The organism is Paraburkholderia sp. 31.1, from assembly GCF_014397645.1.
GTDB lineage: Bacteria > Pseudomonadota > Gammaproteobacteria > Burkholderiales > Burkholderiaceae > Paraburkholderia > Paraburkholderia tuberum.
This window is the reverse complement of sequence record NZ_VZQN01000002.1, coordinates 68,787-91,923: the sequence shown is the minus strand read 5'-3', so window position 1 is coordinate 91,923 and position 23,137 is coordinate 68,787. Positions and strand designations below refer to the sequence as shown.

Below are 23,137 nucleotides of genomic sequence, written 5' to 3'. Positions count from 1 at the left end.
GGGAGCAGGTTGTGCTTGAAAGTTATCTTTTGGCCGCAGGCGTTGGCGGTATTCTCTGCGCACTCGCGACGGGAATTTTTTATCGTCGGAAGCTTCGCGCGGGTGCGCAGGCGCAGCGTGTCGACGCGCTCGCGCGGCAGGCCCTCGAGCAGCAACTCGACGCGGCGGTCCGGCTCGGCGAGCAGGCCAACAGCGAGCGCGCCGCACTGGAGTCTATGCTCGCCGATCTGCGCGCGCAAGCCGGGCAGTGCGCGCACGATCGCGAAGCGTTGCAGGCGTCGCTCGACGCCGCGAGTTCGCGAAGCGACGAATGGCTGCAGCATGCGACGCGGATCGCGCACGAGGCGGGCCGTTTGAAGACGCTGACCATCACGTTCGAGCGTTGGCACGAGCAGATGATTTCGCTGATGTCGCAGAACCGCGACATGCACAAGAAGAACCAGGAGCTGTCGGCGATCGTGCAGCACGTGCTGATCGTTTCGCTGAATGCGTCAATCGAAGCGGCGCGCGCCGGCAGCGCGGGTCGCGGCTTTTCGATCGTCGCGGGCGAAGTGCGCTCGCTGGCGTCGCGCTCGCAGGAGTTGTCGAAGAGCTATCGCGAGAGCCTGCATCGCAACGACCTGACGACGGCGGCGACGTTCCAGGACATCCAGGCCGGCGGCAAGATGATCACGGCGTCGCTCGGCGGCGTCGAAGTGCTGGCGACCCAGTTCCAATCCCGGCTCGAGCAGGCCGCGGCGTGATTACCGATCAGGCGAAGCAAAGCATCGCGGACATCTTCTGTCACGCGGCCCGCGCGAGATTGCCCGCGACGCCGGGCGATTCGTGCGAGATCACGGCGGTGCCGAGGTGGGATCGCGATCATCCGGCCGGACCTTGCGCGATGGCGTTGACGATCTCGTCGATCGGCTTTCGTCTGCTGTTCGTGCTGCATTTCGGCAAGGACGACGCGACGCACGCCTACTACGCCAGCGGCGACACGACGCGTTCGCTGTCGGAAACGCTGATGGAACTCGGCAACCTGTGCTGCGGCTACATGAACCAGCAACTGGTCAATCATTTCCCCGATCTTGGCATGTCGACGCCGTATGAATTGAACAGCGCCTGTGTCGAGTATCTGGACGAGTTGCGGCCCGATCACGTGTGGGCGTACGAGCTGACGATCGGCGGTGCGGCCCGGCTGGGTGTCACGCTATGTCTATGCGCGCAGGCGCCCCTCGATTTCAAGGCTGAACTCGCCACGGCCGACGAAGCCGAAGGCGAGCTCGAACTTTTCTAGCCCCTCAACGCTGCATTCGCAGACTGAAACACGATGAATACCAGCAAGCCCGTCAGCAAGCTGCTCGTGCTCGACGACTGTCCGGCACACGCGCAAGCTCTGAAGCTCTTTTTCGACGAACACAACCTGATCGCACTGAAGGTGCGCGACAGCAACCGCCTCGGCTCGGTACTGGCCACCAATATCGATCTCGGCGGCGTTCTGCTGGCGGATCACTACGGCGGATCGGTCGAGCAGGCGGCGACGAGCGCCGCGCGCATCAATGCCTTGCGCCCCGAACTGCCGGTGATCCTGCGTTCGAGCGGCCACGCGCCGCTCGAACGGCTTCCGAAGCCGTTGACGAACGCGGCATGCGCGCATTTCAATGCCGCCGATCTGACGGCGCTGCGTGAAGCCGTCGATCGATACATCTTCAGCCTCGACTTCCCGAACGCGCTCGTGCGCGGTATCGCGGAGATCACGCAAGCGCGGCTCGCCACGTTGTTCGACGGCGTCACGGTGCAACGCGACACGCCCAGTATCGTGCGCGATCGAATCATCTTCGGCGAGGTCTTCAGCCTGATTCCGCTCGAAGGCAGTTGGTGTCGCGGCTATATGTTGATGCAGGCCGAAGAGGAGCCGCTGCTCGGCATGATCGATCGCGATCGCGCGGCACGCGACCCCGGCATGGGCGCGGGGCAACCGGGCTTTCGCGATCTGAACGACGTGCTCGGCGAATTGACCAATCTGATCTGGGGGGCATTCAAGGACCGCTTCCTCGGTCAGCAGAACGCTCGCGATGCAAGTCAGGTGCAGGTGCAGGTGCCACTGCTGGTCAATCACAAGCATCGCTACATCTCGTTCGGCTCGGACAATCCGCAGTTGCGGTTTCAATATCGATTGAGCGACGCCGCGAGCGGACAGTCGGTATCGATCGACCAGCGCTTCGTTTTCAACCTGAGCCGGTCACCCGAAGATTTTTCTGAAAACGCGGTGGATGTCGACGATCTCGTCGAGTCCGGCGAACTCGATCTGCTTTGATACGACGCGTCGGTGACGCAAGGGAATGGTGATGGCAAAGATTCTGGTGGTGGACGATTCGAGCACGGTACGCGATGAAGTCGCGGGTTTTCTGGCGAAAAACGGTCTCGACGTCGCGACGGCCATCGACGGCAAGGATGGCCTTGCGAAGCTGAAAACGGATTCGAATATCCGCCTGATCGTCAGCGACGTGAACATGCCGAATATGGACGGCCTGACGATGGTCGAAAAAATCCGCGGCGAACTCGCGAACAAGACCGTCAACGTGATCATGCTGACGACCGAAAGCAGCCCCGCGATGAAGGAGCGCGGCAAGGCCGCCGGCGTGAAGGGCTGGATCGTCAAGCCGTTCAAGGGCGATGCGGTGCTGGAGACGTTCCGGAAACTGGCGGGTTGACGGGGCAGTGTGCGGCGAGCGCCGCCGCACACGGATGCCGGGTTAGAACGTCTCGTGGTGCTCGTTGCGCGCGATGTCCGCCTGCACCATCATCTGGCAAAGCTGTTCGAGCGAGGTTTGCGGTTGCCAGCCGAGCGTGTCGCGCGCCTTGTCCGCGCAGCCGATCAGCAGGTCCACTTCGGCCGGCCGATAGAACTTCGGATTGACGCGCACGAGCGTCTTGCCGGTCGCGACGTCGATGCCGGTCTCGCGCTCGTCCTTGCCCGACCATTCCAGCTGATAACCGGCCGCCGTGAACGCCATGCGCACGAAATCGCGAACCGTTTCGGTGCGGCCGGTCGCGAGCACGAAGGTGTCGGGCGCGTCGGCCTGCAGCATGCGCCACATGCCCTCGACGTATTCGAGTGCGAAGCCCCAGTCGCGCTGCGCGCTCAGGTTGCCGAGTTCGAGCACGTCCTGCTTGCCGAGCTTGATCTTCGCGACCGTGTCGGTGATCTTGCGCGTGACGAATTCGCGGCCACGTAGCGGCGATTCGTGATTGAACAGAATGCCGCTGCTCGCGAACAGGTCGTACGACTCGCGATAGTTGATCGTCGACCAGTGCGCGAACAGCTTCGCGACGCCATACGGGCTGCGCGGATAGAACGGCGTGCTTTCGCGTTGCGGCACCGCCTGCACGAGGCCGAACATCTCGGAGGTCGACGCCTGGTAGAAGCGTGTCTTCGGGCTCAGGATACGCAGGCCTTCGAGCAGATTCAGCGCGCCGACGCCGGTCACTTCGGCGGTGGTCACCGGCTGGTCGAACGACACGCCGACGAAGCTCTGCGCGGCGAGGTTGTACAGCTCGTCGGCCTGCGTGCCGTCGAGCAGGCGCAGCGTCGAGCCGAGGTCGGTGAGGTCGTGTTCGACGAGACGCAGATTCGGATGATCGAGCACGCCAAGCTCACGCATGCGCCAGAAGTTGACCGAACTCGTGCGCCGGTAGGTGCCGGTCACGTGATAGCCCTTGTCGAGCAGCAGCCGGGTCAGATAGGCGCCGTCCTGTCCGGATACGCCGGTGATAATCGCTTTGCGTGGTTGGCTCATAGCTTGCCTTCTAGTTTGTGAGAGAAAAGAGAACGGAACGCGCCTAAGGGCCTGGCTCAATGCGCGTTGTCCAGCAGCCGCCGCACCAACGGTTCGATGACCCGATAATCCTGTTCGGCCTTCAGCCGGTACAACTCCGGCTTTGGATGCGCGCCGTCCGACATCAGTGACTTCCAGTCGGGCAGGCTGCTCACATACGCGTATTGATCGACGAGCGGCACCTGCTGTTCGGCGGCCACGCGTCGCGTCATCGCTATCATCGCGGCGAGCCGGGCGTTGAGCCGGTCATCGGGCATCGGGTTCGAGGTTTGCAAAACAGGCTCCTTGCCGAGCGCTCGCGCGGTTTGCACGAGCGACGTCTCGGCCGCGTAGAACTGCTCGGGCGTCTGGTTGTGCATCACTTCGTTGATGCCGTAGTTGATCAACACGATCCGCGCGGGCGAGGCGGCGAGACGTTCGCGCCACGGCAGTCCCGCCGTCGGGCCCGCGCGACGATTGCCGGTGCCGTCGCGCAACTGCCAGGCCATCGTGCCGCCGACGCCGTAGTTCGTGACGCGCACGCGCTCGCCGTCATGCGCCTGCAACGCTTGCTGCAGATACGTGACGGCGTTGCGGGCTTGCGGGCCGCAGTGGCCATCGCTGCAGGTGATGCCGAGCGTGGTCGAGTCGCCGTAAGCGTCGATCAGCAGTCGCGTCGGCGATGACACTGCCGGCCCGGCCACGGCCGCGCGCGTTGCCGGCGCGATCAGCATCAGCGCCGACACGATACCCAGCACGTGGGCAGCAACAACGGCCTGGCGGCTCATGCGCGGCCTTGCGGTGCTTGCCGCGCAACGTTGGCGCCGGCGCGGGCCGTCTTTCTCGACCCGCGCGCGCCGAAAATCAGGCGCTTCTCGAATGCGAACCACGTGATGCTCGCGTACACGAGCGTGATCGCGAGCGCGATCGCGGCGCTCAGATAGCGATTCAGATGCAGCGGCCACACCATGTACAGCACGCTCAGGTGGATCAGATAGATCGTGTAGCTGATGGTGCCGATATAAACGAGCACGCGATTGCACAACAGCCGCTTCACGATGCCCTTGCTCTGCAGCGCGATCACGACGATCGACGTACATAGCACCAGCGACACGCTATACAGCCCGGCATTCGACAACGGCGTATTCGCTGCGCGAAAACGCGGGTAGTGCAGATGCAGCCATGCCAGCACCGCGAGCGCGGCCAGAGCGCCGAGCACCGCGAGTCCTTTGAACGGTTCGAGCGCATTGCGATCGCGCCGCACGGCAACCGCGAGCAGCGCGCCGGCCGCGAGCAGATCCATGCGGAACGGCGTCAGGTAGTAGATCGGCCAGAACGAATCGAACCACGGTGTCGCGAGCGCGCGCAGCAGCGGCACCAGAACGATCAGCGCGGCCGCCACCAGCCCAAGCAGACGCTCGGGCACGAGCAGGATCACGAACGGCCAGAAGATATAAAACTGCTCCTCGACCGCGAGCGACCACAGCACGTTGAGGCTGTCATGACCGCTTTGATTGAGCGCATCGCCGATATTGGTCGCGAAGAACGCGTACCAGTACCAGTGCTGCGCCCACGCGAGGCCGAACAGCAGCGACGACACGGCCATCAGCAGCAGGTACGGCGGCAGGATGCGGCGCGCGCGCCGCGCATAGAAATAGCTGAAATACGACTGCTGGCGCGACTTGCGATCGAGCAGGATGCCGCTGATCAGAAAGCCGCTCAAAACGAAGAACAGATCGACGCCCATCCATAGCGGCGCTTTCAACGCGTGCTGCGCGAACACCGCGAGCACGGCGATCGCGCGCAGACCGTCGAGCTGCACGATGCGGGAATGGGAGGGCGCGAGGGGCAATGCGCTGGCTGTCATGAACCGTCCATGGTGTAAAGCGGATGAGCCGGGCGAAGCGCCGCGCGGTTCGCCACGGATTGCCAGCGAACCGGCACGCGCTTCGCGTCGCAACTGAAGTGCAATCGATTCTAGGGAAAAGAAACTCGAGAAAAAACCCGTTGGAATGGGCTAATTGAATAAGATTGAAACAGGGTATTTCTTTGGCAATTATCGAAAGATTTATATGTTTATGTGGTGAGCATCGGGCAATCCGTAATAAATGCCCATTGCCTGATATCACATCGGTAGGAAAGGGGGGATCATCGCGACAGAGGCGACTGACGGCGAGGCTTGCGCTTTGATCGATTTTTAAAATCGGTTCTTTTGCGACGTATAAGCGAACGAATATTTTTGAATTATTTTCGATTTTCGTCACTGCATTTTTTCCGCGTAACTTAGCCGTGCGGACGGCTGCCTTCAGGCGCCGCGCTTCAATCGGTTGCGCTTCGTTTCGCTTTGCCACATCACTGAATTTCGCCCCGAGCGGGCGCAGGTCCGCGTGCATCGCGTTGACCGGACATCGACTGGAGGTTCCGCCTTGCGCCTTATCACGTTCAAAAGCTGGTTCGCCCTGACAGCCTGCGCTGCCGGCGTCGTCGCCGCATTGGCCAGTCTGCCGGCGCGCGCCGAAACCGCTTTGAACGCGAAGACCTCATGGATCGGCAACAGCTTCGGCTTTGGCGATGGCACATGGACGCAGATCGATATCACCGCGATCGCGGTCACGCCCGACGGCAAGGTCTATACGAACGCGCCGTGGGACGAAAGCGGCGCCGAAGCGAGCGTCTATCAGGACGGCAAGATGCTCGGCTTCGCGGGCGGCACGCATGGCTGGGGCAACGCCGGCGGCAATGCGATCGCGGTCAACCGCAAATATGCATTCGTTGCGATCGCGGTCGGCAATGAGAAGGGGCATCTGGTCGAGCCGGGCGTGTGGCCGGACAAAGGTAAGCAATGGTTCGGTATCTCGCGGCGCCTGATCGACGAGCCGAAGCGCGTGGCACCGTTTCAGCCCGCGGCTAAAAACGCGGACCCGCACGCGCAGCTCGCGGCCGGCTTTCTGATGATGAACGAAGTGCCGACCGGCACGAACGCCGAGATCGGCGGGCTCGCCGCGAACGACACGACGCTGTTCGCGGCCAATACCGCGCGCAATCGCATCGAAGTCTACGATGCCGAATCGATGCAGCAGAAAGCGACGTGGAACGTGCACGAGCCTGGACGTATCGCGCTCGCGCCCGACGGCACGCTATGGGTGCTCAGCGGCACGCGCGGCGATCGCGCGCCGGGTATCGAGCATTACACGGCGACCGGTCAGCGCATCGACGAGACCATCACGCTGCCGGCCGATACGGTCGCGGTCGGCCTCGCCGTCGATGCGCAAGGCCGCCTCCTGATCGCCGATAACGGTCCGCGCCAGCAGGTGCTGTTCTTCACGAAGCGCGACGGCCGCTACACGGAGTCGGGCACGCTCGGCGAGCGCGGCGGCATTTTCAGCGGCGTCGCGGGCAAGCCCGGACCATTGCGATTCAACGGGCTGACCGGCGTGGGTGTCGATGCGCGCGGCAACGTGTACGTGTCGACCAATGGCATCGGTCCGCGTTACGAGCCGATCGGCGCGGGCCTCGGCGCGACGCTCGAAAGTTATGCGCCGAACGGCAAGCGCAACTGGCAGGTCGAGGGGCTGCTGTTCGTCGACGGCGCGTGGATCGATCCGGCCCGGCCCGACAGCGTCTATACCGGCAACAAGCGCTTCGAACTCGATTTGTCGAAGCCGTCTGGACAGGACTGGAAATACGCGGGGTTCCTGTCGAATCGGTTCAAGTACCCGGACGATCCGGTGTTCCATACCGACCAGTATCCGGGTCTGCCGATCGCGCGGCGGTTGAAGGGGCACACGTTCCTCTATCTGACCGACATGTATGCGGATCATCTGAAGATCTATCGCTTCGATCCGCAGCATGACGGCGAGACCGCGATTCCCTCGGGATTTATCGCAGGTCGCGAGCGCGCGGTCGCGAAGGTGCCGAATGCACCGCCGGGCGGTGACTGGATCTGGCGCGACACGAATGGCGACGGGCGCTTCGATCGCGACGAGTACGCGCTGAACACGAGCGGCACGAAGCTCGCGGGCGGCTGGGGCTGGTGGGTCGACATGGCCGGCGACATCTGGCGTACCCGGGATACGAAGGGCATCTATCGCTTCCGTTTCGGCGGACTCGATGCGAAGGGCAACCCGGTCTACTCGTACTCGAACCTGACGCAGTACCCGGTGCCGGCACCGTTCAGCGAACTGCATCGCGCGATCTATGAACCGGACACCGACACGATGTACGTGAGCGGCTATACGGCCGATATGCCGACCGCGCAGGGCTTCTGGAAGGAAGTGGGGCGCGTGCTGGTGCGCTATGACAAGTGGTCGAGCGGCAAGCCGGTGCAGCGCTACGCGATCACGCTGCCGTGGCAGACGCAGAGCAAGCCCATCGCGACGATCATCGGCGTCACGGTCGAGGGGCAATACGTGTTCGGCGTCGAGCCGGTCGGCGCGGTGCACGTGTGGGACAAGGACAGCGGCAAGGAACTCGGCGTGATCCGGCCGGGCCCCGAAGTGGGCCGCGCGTCGGGTTGGGTCGACGTGCCGAACGGTATCAGCGCGACGAAGCGCGGCGATGGCGAGTACCTCGTCTTCGTCGAGGAAGACGCGCGCGGCAAGGTGCTGATGTATCGCTGGAAGCCTTGAGGTGCGTTGGCCTCGCTGACGCAGCCCCGCACGCAATCTAACCGCAAAACCGAAGGGATTCGATGGACAAAGGCATTCTCAGGAACGTAGCGATCAACTTTTTCGGGCTCGTGCTGCCGACGTTCGTGTCGCTCGTGACCGTGCCGTCGTATATCCGGCTGCTCGGCGTGGAGCGCTACGGTGTGATCAGTCTCGTGTGGACGCTGATCGGCTACTTCGGGATTCTCGATCTCGGCATGAGCATGGCCGCGCAGAACCATATTTCGAAGGCGCGCGCGTCGGGCGATCAGCAGGAAAGCGCGCGCGTGTTCTGGAGCGCGACGTGGCTCAATCTGACGACCGGCGTGGCGGGCGGTCTGATCATCTACTTCGGCGCGTTCCTGTACACCGCGTATTTCACGAAGGTATCGCCCGAGTTGCAGCACGAAGTCTATATGGCGCTGCCGTGGCTCGCGGTTGCGATTCCGATCGCGAACGTGTCGTGGGTGTTCGCGGGCGCGATCAATGGCGCGGAACGCTTCGGCGTCTACAACACGAACCAGACGATCGGCACGTTCCTGTTCCAGTTGCTGCCGCTCGGTGCCGCGTGGTGGCTCGGCGCGACTTTGCAGAACGTACTCGCCGCGGCAGTCGTCGCGCGGATTCTCGCGGCGTTGCTGCTCGGCCGCTACGCGCTGAAAGTGCTTGAAATACGCAGCATTCAGCCGCCGCGGCTCGGCGTCGCAAAGGGGCTGTTCAACTTCGGCGGCTGGATGCTGATCGCGAGCGTGACGACGATGGTCGCCGATTCGCTCGATCGCGTAATGCTCGGTTCACGGCTCGGCGCGCGTTTCGTCACGTACTACACGGTGCCGCAGAACCTCGTCACGCGTCTGAACATCGTGCCGACCGCGCTGGTACGCACGCTGTTTCCACGGCTTTCCGCAGTCGGCCGCGCCGACGCCGACACGATCACGCAGCAATCGCTCGAATTTCTGAACGGCGTGTTCACGCCGGTCGCGCTCGTCGCGATGCTGGTGCTCGAACCGTTCCTGCATCTGTGGGTCGGCAACGAGATCGCGACGGTCGCGGCGCCCGTGGGCCGCATCATGATCGTCGCCGTGTGGCTCGTCGGCCAGGCGAACGTGACGCGTATCCTGATTCAGTCGCAGGTCAATCCAGCCACCGCCGCGCGCATCGGCCTCGTCGAGTTGCCGCTTTTCGCCGGTGCGTTGTGGCTCGGTATCACGCATTTCGGGCTGACGGGCGCGGCGGTCGCGGTCGCTGCCCGCGCGCTGTTCGACTACGCGGTGCTGCTGCGTTTCGCCGCGATCCGCGCGCGCCAGATCGTGCTCGACATGCTCGCCCATCTCGCCTTCCTGCTCGCCAGCCTGTGGCTCGCCAGCTTCCTGCCGAGCCTCGCGCTCGCGATCGCCGCCGGTGTGCTGATGGTCGGCGCGAACGTCGCGTGGTCGATCACGATGACGCCCGCCTTGCGCAATCTTGCGCGTTCACTGCTATTGCGACTGAATCCGAGGAAAAGCGCATGAATCATGACGTCCTTGAAAAAAAACTGTTGAGGCCCGCGACGCGCAGCGCGCTCGACGAACTGACGAGCGTGCCCGGCATCCAGCCGGCACCGCGCCGTACCGCACCGCGCGCGAGCAAAAGCGTGCGCATCGCGATCGTGCACGACTGGCTCGTCACCTACGCGGGCGCGGAGAAAGTGCTCGAGCAGATCATCGCGTGCTTTCCCGATGCGGACCTGTTCAGCCTCGTGGACTTTCTCGACGATCGCAGCTTCCTGCGCGGCAAGCCGGTGACGACGTCGTTCATCCAGAAGTTGCCGCTCGCGCGCAGCAAGTACCGCTCGTATCTGCCGCTGATGCCGCTCGCGATCGAGCAGCTCGACGTGTCGGCGTACGACGTCGTGATCTCGAGCAGTCACGCGGTCGCCAAGGGCATTCTGACCGGTCCCGATCAGGTGCATATCAGCTACGTGCATTCGCCGATCCGCTATGCGTGGGATTTGCAGCATCAGTATCTGCAGCAGTCGAAGCTGACCAACGGCCCGAAGTCGGCGCTGGCGCGGCTGATTCTGCATTACATGCGCAACTGGGATATCCGCACGTCCAACTCGGTCGACGGCTTCGTCGCGAACTCGGCGTTCATCGCGCGACGCATCAAGAAGGTGTATCAGCGCGACGCGCAGGTGATCTTCCCGCCGGTCGATGTCGAGGCGTTCACGCTGTGCACGCAGAAGCAAGACTTTTATCTGACCGCCTCGCGCATGGTGCCGTACAAGAAAATCGATCTGATCGTCGAGGCGTTCGCGCGGATGCCCGAGCGCAAGCTCGTCGTGATCGGCGACGGGCCCGACATGGCGCAGATCCGCGCGAAGGCGGGGCCGAACGTCGAGATCATGGGCTATCAACCGTTCGAGGTGCTGAAGGACCGCATGAGCCGCGCGAAGGCATTCGTGTTCGCGGCCGAAGAGGACTTCGGCATTTCGGTGGTCGAGGCGCAGGCTTGCGGCACGCCGGTGATCGCGTACGGCAAGGGCGGGGCGCTCGAAACGGTGCGCGATCTGTCGGAGCCGAAGCCGACCGGCATGTTCTTCGATGAACAGGATACCGACTCGATCATCGCTGCCGTGAATCGTTTCGACGAGCTTCGGCACCGGTTCCTGCCGGAGAATTGCCGCGGCAACGCCGAGCAGTTTTCGGCCGCGCATTTCCGCGAGCGCTTTTTCTCGCAGGTGCGCGCGGCGGTGCCCGCGTTGCGCACGGCGACGCTGCCGGCCTATACGCCGTATCGGCCGGCCGTGCAGGGCGCCGCGAACGTGCCGCGCATTCTTGCCGTCGATCAGAGCGGCGTGCTCGGCGGCGCCGAACTGTCGCTGCTCGAAATCGTCAAGGCGCTGCGCTCGCGCATCGAGGTCGTGCTGTTCGACGACGGGCCGTTCAACACCGCACTCGCGAAAACCGGCGTCGAGGTCACTGTACTCGATGCCGGCGCGCTCAAAAATGTGCGCAAGCAGGGCGGTTCGATGCCGAAAGGTCAGGCGTTGAAGGGACTCATCTCACTCGTGCGTGCCACCGCGAAACGCGCGCGCAAGGTGGATGTGATCTACGCGAACACCCAGCGTGCGATGGTGATCGGCGCCGTGGCCGGCAAGCTCGCGAGACGGCCGGTGGTCTGGCATTTGCGCGACATCGTCAGCGCCGAGCATTTCGGCGGCAAGCAGCTTGCGATCATCAAGTGGTGCGCGCGGCTTGGCCTTACGCATGTGATCGCTAATTCGGCTGCGTCGGCGCAGGCGTTTGCGAAGCTCACGCGGTTCGACAGCAAGCGCATCGACGTCGTGTTCAACGGGATTGCCGCGGAGCCGTTCGACGCATTGCGCACGGTGCCGCAAGCGGTGCTGCGCGAGCGCCTGAATCTGCCGCGCGACGCGTTTCTCGTCGGCTCGTTCAGCCGGCTTGCGCGTTGGAAGGGGCAGCATGTGCTGCTCGAAGCGATGGTGCTCAATCCGCAGATGCATGCAGTGCTGGTCGGCGCGGCGCTGTTCGGCGAGGACCAGTACGAGAGCGAACTGCGCACCTTCGTCGCCGCGCACAAGCTTGGCGAGCGCGTACATTTTCTCGGCTTCCAGCACGATATTCCGGCCTGCATGTGCGCGGTCGATGCGGTTGTGCATACGTCGATCACCCCAGAGCCGTTCGGCCGCGTGATCGTCGAGGGGATGCTCGCGCAGCGGCCGGTCGTGGCGTCGCGCGCAGGCGGCGTGCTCGAAATCATCGACGACTACGAGAACGGCGTGCTGTGTACGCCGGGCGACGCGCATGCGCTCGCCGATACGCTCGCCGAATTGCGCTCGAACGGCGACTTGCGCGACAAACTGGTCAGGAACGGCTATCGGACCGCGCAGGAGCGCTTCGGCACGCGCAGCTATGTGGATGGGGTTGCGCAGATTCTGACCGGCGTGGCAGCGCGGTGACGAGGTGATTTTTACGCGAGGATAGACGAGGGCTTGGCCAGTCCTTGCTTGGCGTAGCGGAGCGAAAGTCTCGAACGACTTTCGCTCCGTTTTTTTTATTCCTCGCGCGACGACAGGTTGATTACTCGCTCAGAAGGCGCTTGAGTTCGTCAAGGAATGAAGCAGTAGTGTGGCCCCACAGATTGGGATCAATCCCTGCGCCGTAATCTCTTTCGAACGCAGAATCGAGGTCGGACGGATGCTCATTCATGAATGAATTTATTTCATCAACTATTTCCTTTTGATATTCCAGTGGGCTATCATTTCTATAGCATGAGACAATTTCAGGGATTGTGTTTCCCCACAAATCAAAATCCTCATTGAAATACGCACCGAAAAGCTCGTACATTCTAGGGTAGCGATCTGATAGCATTGGCTATCCTTAGCCCACGTGGGCGGTTAATATGTAATACGGCATATTATTATATTCCTGAAACTTCAAAATTACGGTGACTTCGTTCATCTTGGTCAGTTCGTTGGTTTTTCTCGTTACCCCGTATCCTATATCGCCACAAACCTTCTTGATCAATGTAAGGGGAATGCGGTTTTTCGGAGATTGTATCCAGCTCTGTATTTTCAGGGCATTTGAGTTCATTACATCAGATATCGCCAACTCTGCCACCTGAAGATTATAAAACGATGAAACAACCCTTTTTTGGGGTTCCCGTTTAAGGCGTTCCCGTAGCCATGCCTCGTCCTTCTCAACATGCTTCAGAATCGTATGCCCGCCAAGCCTTGGATTAATGGCCTTCGCCTCATGCATTTGCAGATTGATCCTGCCCATCGTGACGCTGGCCACGCGTGCAGCCTTGATCGAGCCAGCGAAGCCAAACGGCACGATCATATCAACTGACAGGCCGATCTTGTTTGCCAGGTCAGGACTGGCCTTCATCGCCTCGGCCAGTTTCGTCGTACCTTGCTGGGTCAGCGTGGCCGTATCCCGGCCCGTCCAGATTTGTCGCAAACCTGCCGACGCCGTATCTGAGCCATGCACGCCGAACACAACGCACCCCGCCTTGCTCGCCATCGTCGGTTCGGGCAGCACACACAGAGCCGCCGCCCCGACCATTTCCAATACCCCGCCGACAACCTGCAAACCGCCCCATAGCCGGTTGGAAAGCATTTCGGTGGGGCTGATCGACTGGCGGGAGAGCACCGCCGCCAGTTGAGGCGCACTGAGTACCACTTGCACGGCATCCGGATCGTGTTGATACGACATTACGATGTCCCCTGGAGTTGTTGGGCTACCACGCTAGCAGGCGACTACAGGGAGATGGAATGGGCGACGGATGATTTTAGGGGGCTTTGCCTGTGTCAATCAAACGGCGCGCGGCGAGTGGCGGTCGAAATCGAGACTTCGGCATGCGCGCGAAGCGCCTCAGCCACAAGTTGCCCGCATCAAGCTGGCACGCAGGATTATCCGCGAGCCGCAGCGCGCCGCTGCAATGGATGCAATAGCGCTGATCACGCAGAACACCGGCACACCGGCCGAACCCCGGCCGGCATCGATTCCTGACGGTAAAGGTGGCTCAACGCCGCCCTTTTTGTTGAACCGCGATTGCGGAAATATGCATTGAAAATGAGATACGCGAAATCATTGTGAATATTTGTCAAAAAGTCTCAATCTCAAATTAAAGTTGTTGACCGTGGCTGCTTCGGATGATTAATTCATCGGTGTGTTCTGGAAAATCAGCAGAGGTCAAATGGAACAACAGACATAGAAGTGGAAATAACGAGTTTTTCGCGCTCGTCAATACCGGTCATTACGATCAAGCGCCGTCGAAATTTCTGCAATACACAGCGGCGCATGGCAAACACCCACTGGGGTTGGTCAGGCGCCGTCGTGCTGAGGGCCGACTGTTTGCTACGGGGAATTATGATGCGACTCACTAAGATAACGGTTGCAGTGATCCTATCATGCGGCACGTCGGCCGCCTTTGCAGACGCGACTTGCGAGGCATCCGCGAAAACGCGCGATGACTATCTGGCGTGTACAAATGCCGACACGAAGGGCATGCTAAGTGACGCTGAAAAACTCTATCGAAATCTCCACGCCAACGCTAAGGGCGAAGCGCTCGCAGAACTCGCGAAAAATCACAAGCTGTGGGAAGAAAAATTGCAATCCGATTGCAAGTTATTTGGGATGGCATTCAACGACTGGAAAGGCGGTTATATGCCTGATACAGACTTCCAGGTGGCGGCCTGCAGGCAGGATGCTGCAAAACAGAGGCTCGAATTTTATGAATGGTTGTCTTGTCCGGACGATATGGAATCGTCGGAGCATCCTGAATGCTTAATGGTTAAAACGATTCTTGGACGCAAGAAATAAATCGAAATTGAGTTGAGTCCGATCTGTAACGAGAGGGAACTGCGCGTGGATGTGCGACAAGCTGTTGAACTGCGTACGCACGCTCGTTGAGGACGTGCCGCTTGCAGAAGGGAAAACGCGTTCATTTCCGGTGAAGGATCATCCGAATTTGATCGTCGTGGCTTGGCGTGCAGGGGATGGGCGATGAGTGATCCGATCAATAAGGATCTGCGATTGCTTTTCCAGTGCTGCCCACGGAAGCACGATTTTCTGGACGCTTAACCCCGACTATCTGAAAGCGACAGGCGCCAAAGCATACCGATGAGAATCACTACGATACTGGTGGCGGCTATGGCCGCCCTATCTGGCAGCGCACATGCGGCTCAGTCTTACGACAGCTACGAAGCCTTGTACGTTGCCCAGGCGGGGGCAGTGTTTGGCGACCCGATCAAACAAAACGGTGACCCGACCGATCAAAACGCCGGCGTGGTCTATTCCTACCCAGGCGAGCCAGGCACTTTTATGAAACTGCAAGCCAAACTGGAACGGAAAACGCTAAACATTGAGCTCTGGAAGGATCGCCTGGCAGTCGACGGCAAATCCTATCGCTTTGCGCACGCTACGACATTCCCCGGAGAGCATGTGTCGGAAATCTTTCCGCAATCAGCCAACGTATTCATTGCAGCGCGAACCGATACGCATCCGCCCTTACTCTGCGTGGAAGGGCACGGCAACGGTTCGGGCGAAGCCGGAAGTCGATACCGGGAGATCTCGCTGCTGGTCAACCCTCTAGCGCGCAAGCCGACGTTTCTTCATCTGCCGAGTTTACTTTCGTCATGTCGGGCCGTCGTGGCGACGAAGGAAGGGAAGCTTGCCTTTCCGAATAACAGTTACGTATTCGACGATGCACAGGCATCCCGCGTTGGCCTGTTAGTGTCGTACTACACGTTTAAGAATCAGCGATTTGTCCCGGTCCCGGCTCTAAAGCAACTCCGGCTCAAATTTACGCATCCAGAGATACCGTTTCAATTTTCCCTTCAGGACGAGCACCAGGTATCGACGTTGCTATTCAACGAAATCAAATGATGGTGAAGCACCCGAACGCGCGGGATTGATCCAATGTCAACGTTCTATCAGCGCCCTTTAGGCTTAACGCTCGCCGACCACTTCATCGCAGGCAACTCAACGAGCCGATAGAACACATAGGCGGCCGGCACCGCGACCAGCATATAGCCGAACGACGGCCAAATCGACATCTGCAGCGACGAACGAAACAGCCACGCCGACAGCAGCACGAAGATCGGCAGATGGATCAGATACAGCGAGAAGCTGAAGTCGCCGACGCGCGACAGCAAGCGCGCTACTGCATCCGACCCGGCACGAAGCAGCGCGCGCACGCCGCCCGTTTCACGCCGGGGGGCATGACGTCCATCGAGCGCCTTGTACAGATAGCACGCGAAGCCGAGCGCCCATATCTGGAACGCGCCGTACTGGCCGAAGTGAAACGCGACGCAGCCTGCCGCGATCAATACCGCCGCGAGCACGTACAGCGATGCCGGCGCACGCGCCGCTCGCACGCTGCGCGCTTTGGCGTCGGCGATCCACGCACCGAGCGTCCAGGAGAACCAGTAGGACGTGAAAAACTGCAGATCGTGGCGTTCCAACCCGTACGCGGACGCAACGTTGATCGCGCCGACGAGCGCGAGCACGGCGTTCATGCCGATGCGTCTGCGTAGCGCGAACAGCAGCGGATAAATCGCATAGAACTGCACTTCGAGCGACAGCGTCCACAGCGCGCCGTTCGAGCCATACGTTTTACCCGCCACACCCTGCAGCGAAAACAGGTTGACCAGAAACGGATGCCAGCCGATGTCGCGAATCTTGTGACTGACGGGCGGCAATTGCAGGCTCAACGTATCGAGCGCGAAGGTCAGTACGAGCGCCGCGAGCAGCACCGGGTAGATGCGCGCGAAGCGTCGCAGCCAGAAGTTGCCTGCATCGAGCCGGTAAGCGGGATTGCCCGCGAGCCGCAGCGCGCCGCCGCGATGGATGCAGTAGCCACTGATGACGAAGAACATCGGCACACCGGCCGAGCCCCATGCGATCGGAAACGTCAGATACGCGGCGAGACTACTGGGACTCAACGAATGTCCGACGCTCTGATGAAACGCCTGCATGCCGACCCACACGATCTGGCGGCAATGAAAGTAGGCGACCAGCAGCGCGGCGAAGCCTCGCATCGCGTCGATCGCGTGCTCCTTGCCGGCGCTATCGACACGCGCGTCGCTGCGCGCATGCGCCGTGGCCGGGTTTCTCTCCGGGCGCGGCAGCGGGGAGAGGGGCAGGGATGAGCCGGCGGCATCCAGTGCTGGGTCGCTCATACGCGGTCCTTATCTGAAGCGGAAAAAAGAAAAAATTGCGCGGAACAAGCCTTCGAGCGGGCGTCTTGCGCACCCGCGACGCATCCATCCTAGAGCACCGCAATCCTGAAAAATGATTAAAAAATTCCATTTCGCATTGAATCCGATATCGATTTTGTGACGAATTGTAATTGCGCGTCGACGTATGGCGTATCGAATTATTTATCGCTTTTGTCGTGCTAATTTAAAGCAAGGATTTTCTGACCCCGAGGTGAAGTCATGAACCTGCATTTACTGGCCGGCGTGGCCGTCCTGCTGATCCTGGTGGCCGCCTCCGCCTACCGCGATGCCTTGCGCAACGAGCCGATCCGTCGTTACCGGATGAACCCAGGCAAGCTGCCACCGGTCGACGAACAGGAATGACGTGCTGCCGAAGCCGGTCATCGGGTCGCCAGGCGACCCGTGGCAGGGGTCGTCCGAAAGGTAAGACTTTCGGATTTGCTCGATCACCAACTGGCAATGGATACGTAATAATTTCCTCAATTTGTCACAATATCCAATTGCGATTAATGCGTGAATTATCCGAATTAAATCGGAGAAAAACGCTTGCGTGAACCTCGCGGTTTTTCTGCTAGTCTTGCGCCGGCATTGATTGGCCGCCAGGTCCGCGAACACACCAATTTCTAACCGATGTGGGAATGCCTACCATGCTGAAAGTCACCAAAGCCGTGTTTCCCGTAGCGGGCCTCGGGACACGATTCCTGCCGGCTACCAAAGCAAGTCCGAAGGAAATGCTGCCGATCGTCGACAAGCCGCTGATCCAGTACGCGGTCGAAGAAGCGATCGATGCCGGCATCACCGAGATGATCTTCGTGACGGGCCGCAGCAAGCGCGCGATCGAAGATCACTTCGATAAATCCTATGAGATCGAGTCCGAACTCGAAGCGCGCAACAAGCAGAAGCTGCTCGACCTCGTGCGCAGCATCAAGCCGGCCAACGTCGACTGCTTTTACGTGCGCCAGGCCGAAGCGCTCGGTCTCGGCCATGCGGTGCTGTGCGCCGAAAAACTGGTGGGCGACAGCCCGTTCGCGGTGATTCTCGCCGATGACCTGCTGCATAGCGCGAAGCCCGTGATGAGTCAGCTCGTCGATACTTTCAACCACTATCACAGCTCGGTGATCGGCGTCGAAACGATCGCGCGCGAGGACAGCCGCTCGTACGGCGTCGTCGACGGCCGCGAGTGGGAAGACAACGTGATCAAGCTGTCGGGCATCGTCGAGAAGCCAGCGCCGGATGAGGCGCCGTCGAATCTCGGCGTGGTGGGCCGCTACGTGCTGATGCCGACGATCTTCAAACATATCCGCGCGCTGAAGCCGGGCGCGGGCGGCGAGCTGCAACTGACCGACGCGGTGCAGTCGTTGCTGACCGAGGAGCAGGTGCTAGCGTATCGCTACTTCGGCACGCGCTTCGATTGCGGCAGCAAGCTCGGCTATCTGAAGGCGACCGTCGAATTCGCACTGCGCCATCCCGAGGTGAAGGCTGAATTCGAGGCGTATCTGCAAGCCTTTATGAAGAACGAAGCGTCAGGTGGCGAGGCGGCGCAATTGACGGCAGAAGCCGCGTGAAGTGACACGACCTGGAAGGAAAAACGGGCGCCGCATTGCACGGCGCCCGTCGTCGTTTCGGCCGGACGGCCTCAACCCTGCTTCTTCACCTCGAGCCGGAACTTGTGCAGCAACGGCTCGGTATATCCGCTCGGCTGCTGGCGCCCCTCGAAGACGAGCGCCTGCGCGGCCTTGAACGCGATCGTGTCGAAGCCGGGCGCCATCGGCTGGTAGAGCGGATCACCGGCGTTTTGCGCGTCCACCACCTTGGCCATGCGCTTGAACGTCTCCTCGACGAGCTCGCGCTTGATCACACCGTGATACAGCCAGTTGGCGATGTGCTGGCTCGAAATACGCAGCGTCGCGCGGTCTTCCATCAGGCCGACGTTGTGAATGTCCGGCACTTTCGAGCAGCCGACGCCCTGGTCGATCCAGCGCACCACATAGCCGAGAATGCCCTGCGCGTTGTTGTCGACCTCGGCGCGGATTTCGTCGTCGCTCCATTGCGCCTTTTCGACGACCGGAATCGTCAGCAGGCCGTCGAGCAGTTCGTCGCGCACCGTCGCATAGTCGGTGCGTTCGAGTTCCTGCTGGACCGCCTGCACGTCGACCTGGTGATAGTGCAGCGCGTGCAGCGTCGCCGCGCTCGGCGAGGGCACCCACGCGGTGTTCGCGCCGGCCTTCGGATGGCCGATCTTCTGCTCTAGCATCGCGTGCATCAGGTCGGGCATCGCCCACATGCCCTTGCCGATCTGCGAGCGGCCGCGCAGGCCCGCGCTCAAACCGACCAGCACGTTGCTGCGCTCGTACGACGTGATCCACTTGCTCGACTTCATTTCGCCCTTGCGCATCATCGGGCCCGCTTCCATCGCCGAGTGCATCTCGTCGCCGGTGCGATCGAGGAAGCCCGTGTTGATGAACGCGACGCGCGCCGACGCTTCGGCGATACAGGCGAGCAGATTCACGCTGGTGCGGCGCTCCTCGTCCATGATGCCCATCTTGATCGTGTTGCGCGGCAGCTTCAGCAGGTCTTCGACGCGCGCGAACAGTTCGCTCGCGAACGCGACTTCGGCCGGTCCGTGCATCTTCGGCTTCACGATATAGATCGAGCCGGTGCGCGAGTTCAGCTTGTTCTGGCGGTCGCGCAGCGCGCACAGCGTGGTGATCACCGCGTCGAGAATGCCTTCCGGAATCTCGTGGCCATCTTTTGTCAACACGGCCGGGTTCGTCATCAGATGGCCGACGTTGCGGATGAACAGCAGCGAGCGGCCATGCAGCTTGACCTGCGACTTGCCGTCTGCGCCGATGTATTCGCGATCGGCATTGAGCCGGCGCGTGAAGGTCTTGCCGTTCTTCGTGACCTGTTCGGTCAGGTCGCCGTTCATCAGGCCGAGCCAGTTGCGATAGAGCTGCACCTTGTCGTCGGCGTCGACGGCTGCGACCGAGTCTTCGCAATCGATGATCGTGGTGACGGCCGCTTCGACGACGATGTCCTTCACATGGGCGGCATCGGTCTTGCCGATCGAATCGTTCGCATCGATCTGGATCTCGACGTGCAGGCCGTTGTGCTTGAGCAGCACCGCCGACGGCGTGCTCGCGTCGCCCTGATAACCGACCAACTGCGCGGGTGTCTTCAGCGCCGTGGTGCCGCTCTTCAGCGCGACGACCAGTTGGCCGTTCTCGACGCTATAGCGCGTTGCGTCCGCGTGCGAGCCGTTCGCGAGCGGCGCGGCCTGATCGAGGAACTTGCGCGCGTACGCGATCACGGCTGCGCCGCGCACCGGGTTGAAGCCCTTCTGCTTTTCCGCGCCGTCCGTTTCGGGGATCGCGTCGGTGCCGTACAGCGCGTCGTACAGGCTGCCCCAGCGCGCGTTTGCGGCGTTCAGCGCGTAGCGCTGGTTCGACAGCGGCACGACGAGCTGCGGGCCGGCCTGTCCGGAGATTTCGCTGTCCACGTGGTCGGTCGTGGCCTGGACGCTGGTGGGCACGGGCACGATGTAGCCGATGCCTTCGAGAAACGCACGATACGCGCGCAGATCCCGCACCGGGCCGGGATTGGCCCGATGCCAGTTGTCGAGTTCGCTTTGCAGGCGGTCGCGCTCGGCGAGCAACGCCCGATTTTTGGGCGCCAGCTCGTGCACGAGGGCGTCGAATCCCGACCAGAAAGCGGCGCTGTCGATACCGGTGCCGGGCAGGGCTTCGGATTCGACGAACTGGTCGAGGTTGGCGGCGACCTGCAGTCCGCCGCGCGGGTTCATCTGAGTCATCGACTGCTCCATCTGTTATGGGACCGACGAGGGGGCATCGGTCCGCGTTGTGTCTCGGGATTGCTTTGGCGCTCGGCGCTTTACACGCCGAGCGCCTGAATGCCGGCTTTCGCGATCTGCGCATCCTGCTCCGACTTGACGCCCGACACGCCGACCGCGCCGACCACGTGGCCGTCGACGATCACCGGCACCCCGCCTTCGAGCGTGCCCTGCAGCGGTGCGCTGAGGAACGCGGTGCGGCCGTTGTTGATCATGTCTTCATAGACCTTGGTTTCGCGCCGGCCGAGCGCCGCGGTGCGCGCTTTTTCGGTCGCGATATACGAGGTGGAGGGCGCCGCGCCGTCGAGACGCAGCACCGCGAGCGGATGGCCGCCGTCGTCCGCGACGACGATCGCGACAGGCCATTTGTTCTTCTCGGCTTCCGCGCGGGCGGCATCGACAATGCGGGTCGTCTCGGCGACGGTCAACATGGGTTTGGTCAACATAATGAATTTCCTGTCTCGATGATGGGAAGGTGGCGTCTACAGCTTCTTTCGGTAACCGGCGATGCGGCGCTTCAGGAGATCCTCGGGGCTCCGTTGCAAGGTTCTTGCGGCTCTCCGGCGCGCGGCTGATCCGACGATTTTACTTCCGCGCGAGGCAGCGCGAAACGGCGGCCTCGCGAGGCGGCTCTGCCCGTGCGCTCGACAGTGCCGCCGCAACGCCACGCGCCGGGCGGTCCACAAGCGCGGCCTGGTTCAGAAATAACGAGGTAGACCAGCCGATGAGCTGGTTTTCGAAGCCTTCAATGCGGCCAGACAATGGTCGCGCCGCAAGCCGTAGCGGGGGCGACGGCTTCGGTTTATCGTCGGATGACAGCGGCAAGCGAACTAGGCCCGGTTCACGCTTTCACGAGTGATCCAGACCCGCGCATGGGCGACGCGAACACCGGTTAGCCGCCCACGAACCAGTCGAAACCAGTGGAAGGCAGCCGAAACTGGCTGATACGCCCGAAGAAACGTTCGATCTGCGTTCGACCTCTATCAGGTCGGTTTCCCGCACTCGCCGACAATGAGGCCAACCGGGGCAGCAGCATTGACTATGATCGCGCTGTCAGTCCGGACCACACGATGACGGCTCGGCGGTGCGACCCAGTCAGCGATCGGGGGGCCTTGATGAATGGCGATCGCGGAGAAATCCTTGCACCCGGTTTTCGGGGCGACGTCCGAGGTCGGGTGCGCGATGGCAAGCTGGGCGAAGCCCAAACATATTCCAGCGCATAGTGCAGGCAGCGTACGCATGGTGTGTCCTCCTTGTGCGAGAGAACCAGTAGAGTGCCAGTCAACCGTCTGTCAGCTTCGATCAGTGGAGCTCTGCAGCGATCAACCTTGCTCCGCGTCGGCAGTGGCGGATCGATCGTTGGCTCGTTGAAGGCACGACAGGCCTGGTACGCTTTCAATCTATGCAGTGGCGATTAAAGCAGGCTTAAAGGCTTTCCCCGTGCCGGCACGATAATGATCGCCCGTTCTCTCCACCGTGCGGGGACGCCTTGTGGCGGGTGCCTGCTATCCATACGCTGAAGGCCCGGCAAACGAAGAATCTCGCGGATGTGAGCGCCGATGGCCGACCCGCATTGCAGGGCCGCGGCGTCAATATCAATCGGACGATCCAGCAGTCCCGCCAACCAGTGGTGTCTGTTGAACCTGAAACTGCCCCAGCGCCCAACCGAATGACTCGATTTCCCGCTTATGCAGCATCGCGAGCTTCGACAGGCACCGCTCGCCTTTTTCCGTCAGGTGGACCTGCACGAGTCGCCGGTCGGAAGCGTCAGGGTGACGCTCGACGAGCCCGGCGGCTTCGCAGCGGGACACGAGCGCCGCGGTGCCGTTGGGCGCTGCCTGCAACCGTTCAGCCAGTTCGCCGATACTGGCCCAGGAGCGGTCGGGAAATCCCCTGACGTGAAGGAGCATCTGATATTGCAGAGGCGTGACTCCTTCCGCGTGAGTAACTTCTTCCGAATACCGCAGGAACCTGCGTAACTGGTAACGGAATGCCGACATGGCTTCGAGATCCTGCTTGTTGGGCATGCCGACCCGGATGTGCGGTGATGTTTGCTTCACTTTGCTACCTGGTATTGCGTGACCGTAGCAGCAACTTCCCGCGTCCTCGACCG

The 23,137-nt window shown here is 61.6% G+C and carries 22 protein-coding genes; 13 read left to right on the top strand and 9 right to left on the bottom strand.

The genetic code is table 11. The annotated features are described in order from the left end of the window. Positions 1-11: 11 nt before the first annotated feature. The 4 genes from F6X37_RS37555 to F6X37_RS01600 are packed head-to-tail and all read left to right on the top strand — an operon-like array spanning position 12 to position 2,696. Positions 12-743 (top strand): methyl-accepting chemotaxis protein, encoded by a 732-nt coding sequence (locus tag F6X37_RS37555; RefSeq protein ID WP_187610083.1) that lies wholly within the window; start codon positions 12-14, stop codon positions 741-743. Then, positions 740-1,279 carry a hypothetical protein gene (locus tag F6X37_RS01610; RefSeq protein WP_090804836.1) on the top strand — a complete coding sequence of 180 codons (540 nt, stop codon included), beginning with the start codon at positions 740-742 and terminating at the stop codon, positions 1,277-1,279. Before F6X37_RS37555 ends, F6X37_RS01610 begins: the two co-directional genes overlap by 4 nt. Positions 1,280-1,312: 33 nt before the next feature. Continuing rightward, on the top strand, positions 1,313-2,299 hold the full coding sequence (locus F6X37_RS01605; RefSeq protein ID WP_187610082.1) for a chemotaxis protein CheX: 987 nt from the start codon (positions 1,313-1,315) through the stop codon (positions 2,297-2,299). A 31-nt stretch (positions 2,300-2,330) separates the two neighbouring features. Beyond that, positions 2,331-2,696 carry a response regulator gene (locus F6X37_RS01600; RefSeq protein WP_018418019.1) on the top strand — a complete coding sequence of 122 codons (366 nt, stop codon included), beginning with the start codon at positions 2,331-2,333 and terminating at the stop codon, positions 2,694-2,696. 42 nt (positions 2,697-2,738) lie between these two features. Here the strand turns inward: F6X37_RS01600 and gmd are convergent, their stop codons facing one another. Genes gmd through F6X37_RS01585 form a run of 3 tightly spaced genes read right to left on the bottom strand, consistent with a single transcriptional unit; the run spans position 2,739 to position 5,667 of the window. Continuing rightward, positions 2,739-3,782, bottom strand: a complete 1,044-nt coding sequence (gene gmd, locus F6X37_RS01595) for a GDP-mannose 4,6-dehydratase (protein ID WP_187610081.1) — start codon at positions 3,780-3,782, stop codon at positions 2,739-2,741. Positions 3,783-3,838: 56 nt separating this feature from the next. Then, on the bottom strand, positions 3,839-4,588 hold the full coding sequence (locus F6X37_RS01590; protein ID WP_187610080.1) for an SGNH/GDSL hydrolase family protein: 750 nt from the start codon (positions 4,586-4,588) through the stop codon (positions 3,839-3,841). Beyond that, positions 4,585-5,667, bottom strand: a complete 1,083-nt coding sequence (locus F6X37_RS01585; RefSeq protein ID WP_187610079.1) for an acyltransferase family protein — start codon at positions 5,665-5,667, stop codon at positions 4,585-4,587. Before F6X37_RS01585 ends, F6X37_RS01590 begins: the two co-directional genes overlap by 4 nt. 559 nt (positions 5,668-6,226) lie before the next feature. Here F6X37_RS01585 and F6X37_RS01580 point away from each other — a divergent pair. The 3 genes from F6X37_RS01580 (at position 6,227) to F6X37_RS01570 (ending at position 12,407) form a co-directional block, all read left to right on the top strand. Continuing rightward, positions 6,227-8,428 carry a hypothetical protein gene (locus tag F6X37_RS01580; protein WP_187610078.1) on the top strand — a complete coding sequence of 734 codons (2,202 nt, stop codon included), beginning with the start codon at positions 6,227-6,229 and terminating at the stop codon, positions 8,426-8,428. Positions 8,429-8,490: 62 nt separating this feature from the next. Next, positions 8,491-9,957 carry a flippase gene (locus tag F6X37_RS01575; protein ID WP_184066604.1) on the top strand — a complete coding sequence of 489 codons (1,467 nt, stop codon included), beginning with the start codon at positions 8,491-8,493 and terminating at the stop codon, positions 9,955-9,957. Further along, entirely contained in the window at positions 9,954-12,407 is a 2,454-nt protein-coding gene (locus tag F6X37_RS01570; RefSeq protein ID WP_187610077.1) for a glycosyltransferase family 4 protein, read from the top strand. Before F6X37_RS01575 ends, F6X37_RS01570 begins: the two co-directional genes overlap by 4 nt. A 121-nt stretch (positions 12,408-12,528) precedes the next feature. Here F6X37_RS01570 and F6X37_RS01565 read toward each other — a convergent pair whose 3' ends face one another. Together F6X37_RS01565 and F6X37_RS01560 are read right to left on the bottom strand one after the other, a co-directional pair. Further along, entirely contained in the window at positions 12,529-12,819 is a 291-nt protein-coding gene (locus F6X37_RS01565) for a contact-dependent growth inhibition system immunity protein (RefSeq protein WP_184066600.1), read from the bottom strand. Between the two features lie 9 nt (positions 12,820-12,828). Then, positions 12,829-13,665, bottom strand: a complete 837-nt coding sequence (locus F6X37_RS01560) for an RNase A-like domain-containing protein (RefSeq protein WP_187610076.1) — start codon at positions 13,663-13,665, stop codon at positions 12,829-12,831. Positions 13,666-13,735: 70 nt separating this feature from the next. On the opposite strand from F6X37_RS01560, the gene F6X37_RS01555 reads away from it, so the two are divergent. The 4 genes from F6X37_RS01555 to F6X37_RS01545 all read left to right on the top strand — a co-directional run bounded on the left by F6X37_RS01555 (position 13,736) and on the right by F6X37_RS01545 (position 15,840). Beyond that, positions 13,736-14,023: a hypothetical protein gene (locus F6X37_RS01555; protein ID WP_187610075.1), complete on the top strand. Its 288-nt coding sequence runs from the start codon at positions 13,736-13,738 to the stop codon at positions 14,021-14,023. A gap of 82 nt (positions 14,024-14,105) precedes the next feature. Continuing rightward, positions 14,106-14,339, top strand: coding sequence for a glycoside hydrolase family protein (locus tag F6X37_RS37830; protein WP_410451182.1), 234 nt, complete (start codon positions 14,106-14,108; stop codon positions 14,337-14,339). After that, positions 14,254-14,775 (top strand): hypothetical protein, encoded by a 522-nt coding sequence (locus F6X37_RS01550; protein ID WP_187610074.1) that lies wholly within the window; start codon positions 14,254-14,256, stop codon positions 14,773-14,775. Before F6X37_RS37830 ends, F6X37_RS01550 begins: the two co-directional genes overlap by 86 nt. A 330-nt stretch (positions 14,776-15,105) precedes the next feature. Continuing rightward, positions 15,106-15,840 carry a hypothetical protein gene (locus tag F6X37_RS01545; protein WP_262419773.1) on the top strand — a complete coding sequence of 245 codons (735 nt, stop codon included), beginning with the start codon at positions 15,106-15,108 and terminating at the stop codon, positions 15,838-15,840. A gap of 47 nt (positions 15,841-15,887) precedes the next feature. On the opposite strand, the gene F6X37_RS01540 is transcribed toward F6X37_RS01545, so the two are convergent. Continuing rightward, positions 15,888-17,135 carry an acyltransferase family protein gene (locus F6X37_RS01540; RefSeq protein ID WP_187610072.1) on the bottom strand — a complete coding sequence of 416 codons (1,248 nt, stop codon included), beginning with the start codon at positions 17,133-17,135 and terminating at the stop codon, positions 15,888-15,890. 258 nt (positions 17,136-17,393) lie between these two features. Here F6X37_RS01540 and F6X37_RS01535 point away from each other — a divergent pair, with 258 nt between their 5' ends. Together F6X37_RS01535 and galU are read left to right on the top strand one after the other, a co-directional pair. After that, positions 17,394-17,537: a hypothetical protein gene (locus F6X37_RS01535; protein WP_008921966.1), complete on the top strand. Its 144-nt coding sequence runs from the start codon at positions 17,394-17,396 to the stop codon at positions 17,535-17,537. A gap of 284 nt (positions 17,538-17,821) precedes the next feature. Beyond that, the gene (gene galU, locus F6X37_RS01530; protein WP_184066584.1) at positions 17,822-18,739 is read left to right on the top strand and encodes a UTP--glucose-1-phosphate uridylyltransferase GalU; all 918 of its coding nucleotides are present in this window, start codon (positions 17,822-17,824) and stop codon (positions 18,737-18,739) included. A 71-nt stretch (positions 18,740-18,810) separates the two neighbouring features. Here the strand turns inward: galU and F6X37_RS01525 are convergent, their stop codons facing one another. The 3 genes from F6X37_RS01525 to F6X37_RS01515 form a co-directional block, all read right to left on the bottom strand. After that, positions 18,811-20,985, bottom strand: a complete 2,175-nt coding sequence (locus F6X37_RS01525) for a malate synthase G (protein WP_187610071.1) — start codon at positions 20,983-20,985, stop codon at positions 18,811-18,813. 80 nt (positions 20,986-21,065) lie between these two features. Then, positions 21,066-21,470 carry a heme-binding protein gene (locus tag F6X37_RS01520; RefSeq protein WP_184033654.1) on the bottom strand — a complete coding sequence of 135 codons (405 nt, stop codon included), beginning with the start codon at positions 21,468-21,470 and terminating at the stop codon, positions 21,066-21,068. A gap of 1,149 nt (positions 21,471-22,619) precedes the next feature. Next, positions 22,620-23,051, bottom strand: coding sequence for a MarR family winged helix-turn-helix transcriptional regulator (locus F6X37_RS01515; protein WP_187610161.1), 432 nt, complete (start codon positions 23,049-23,051; stop codon positions 22,620-22,622). Positions 23,052-23,137: the final 86 nt, after the last annotated feature.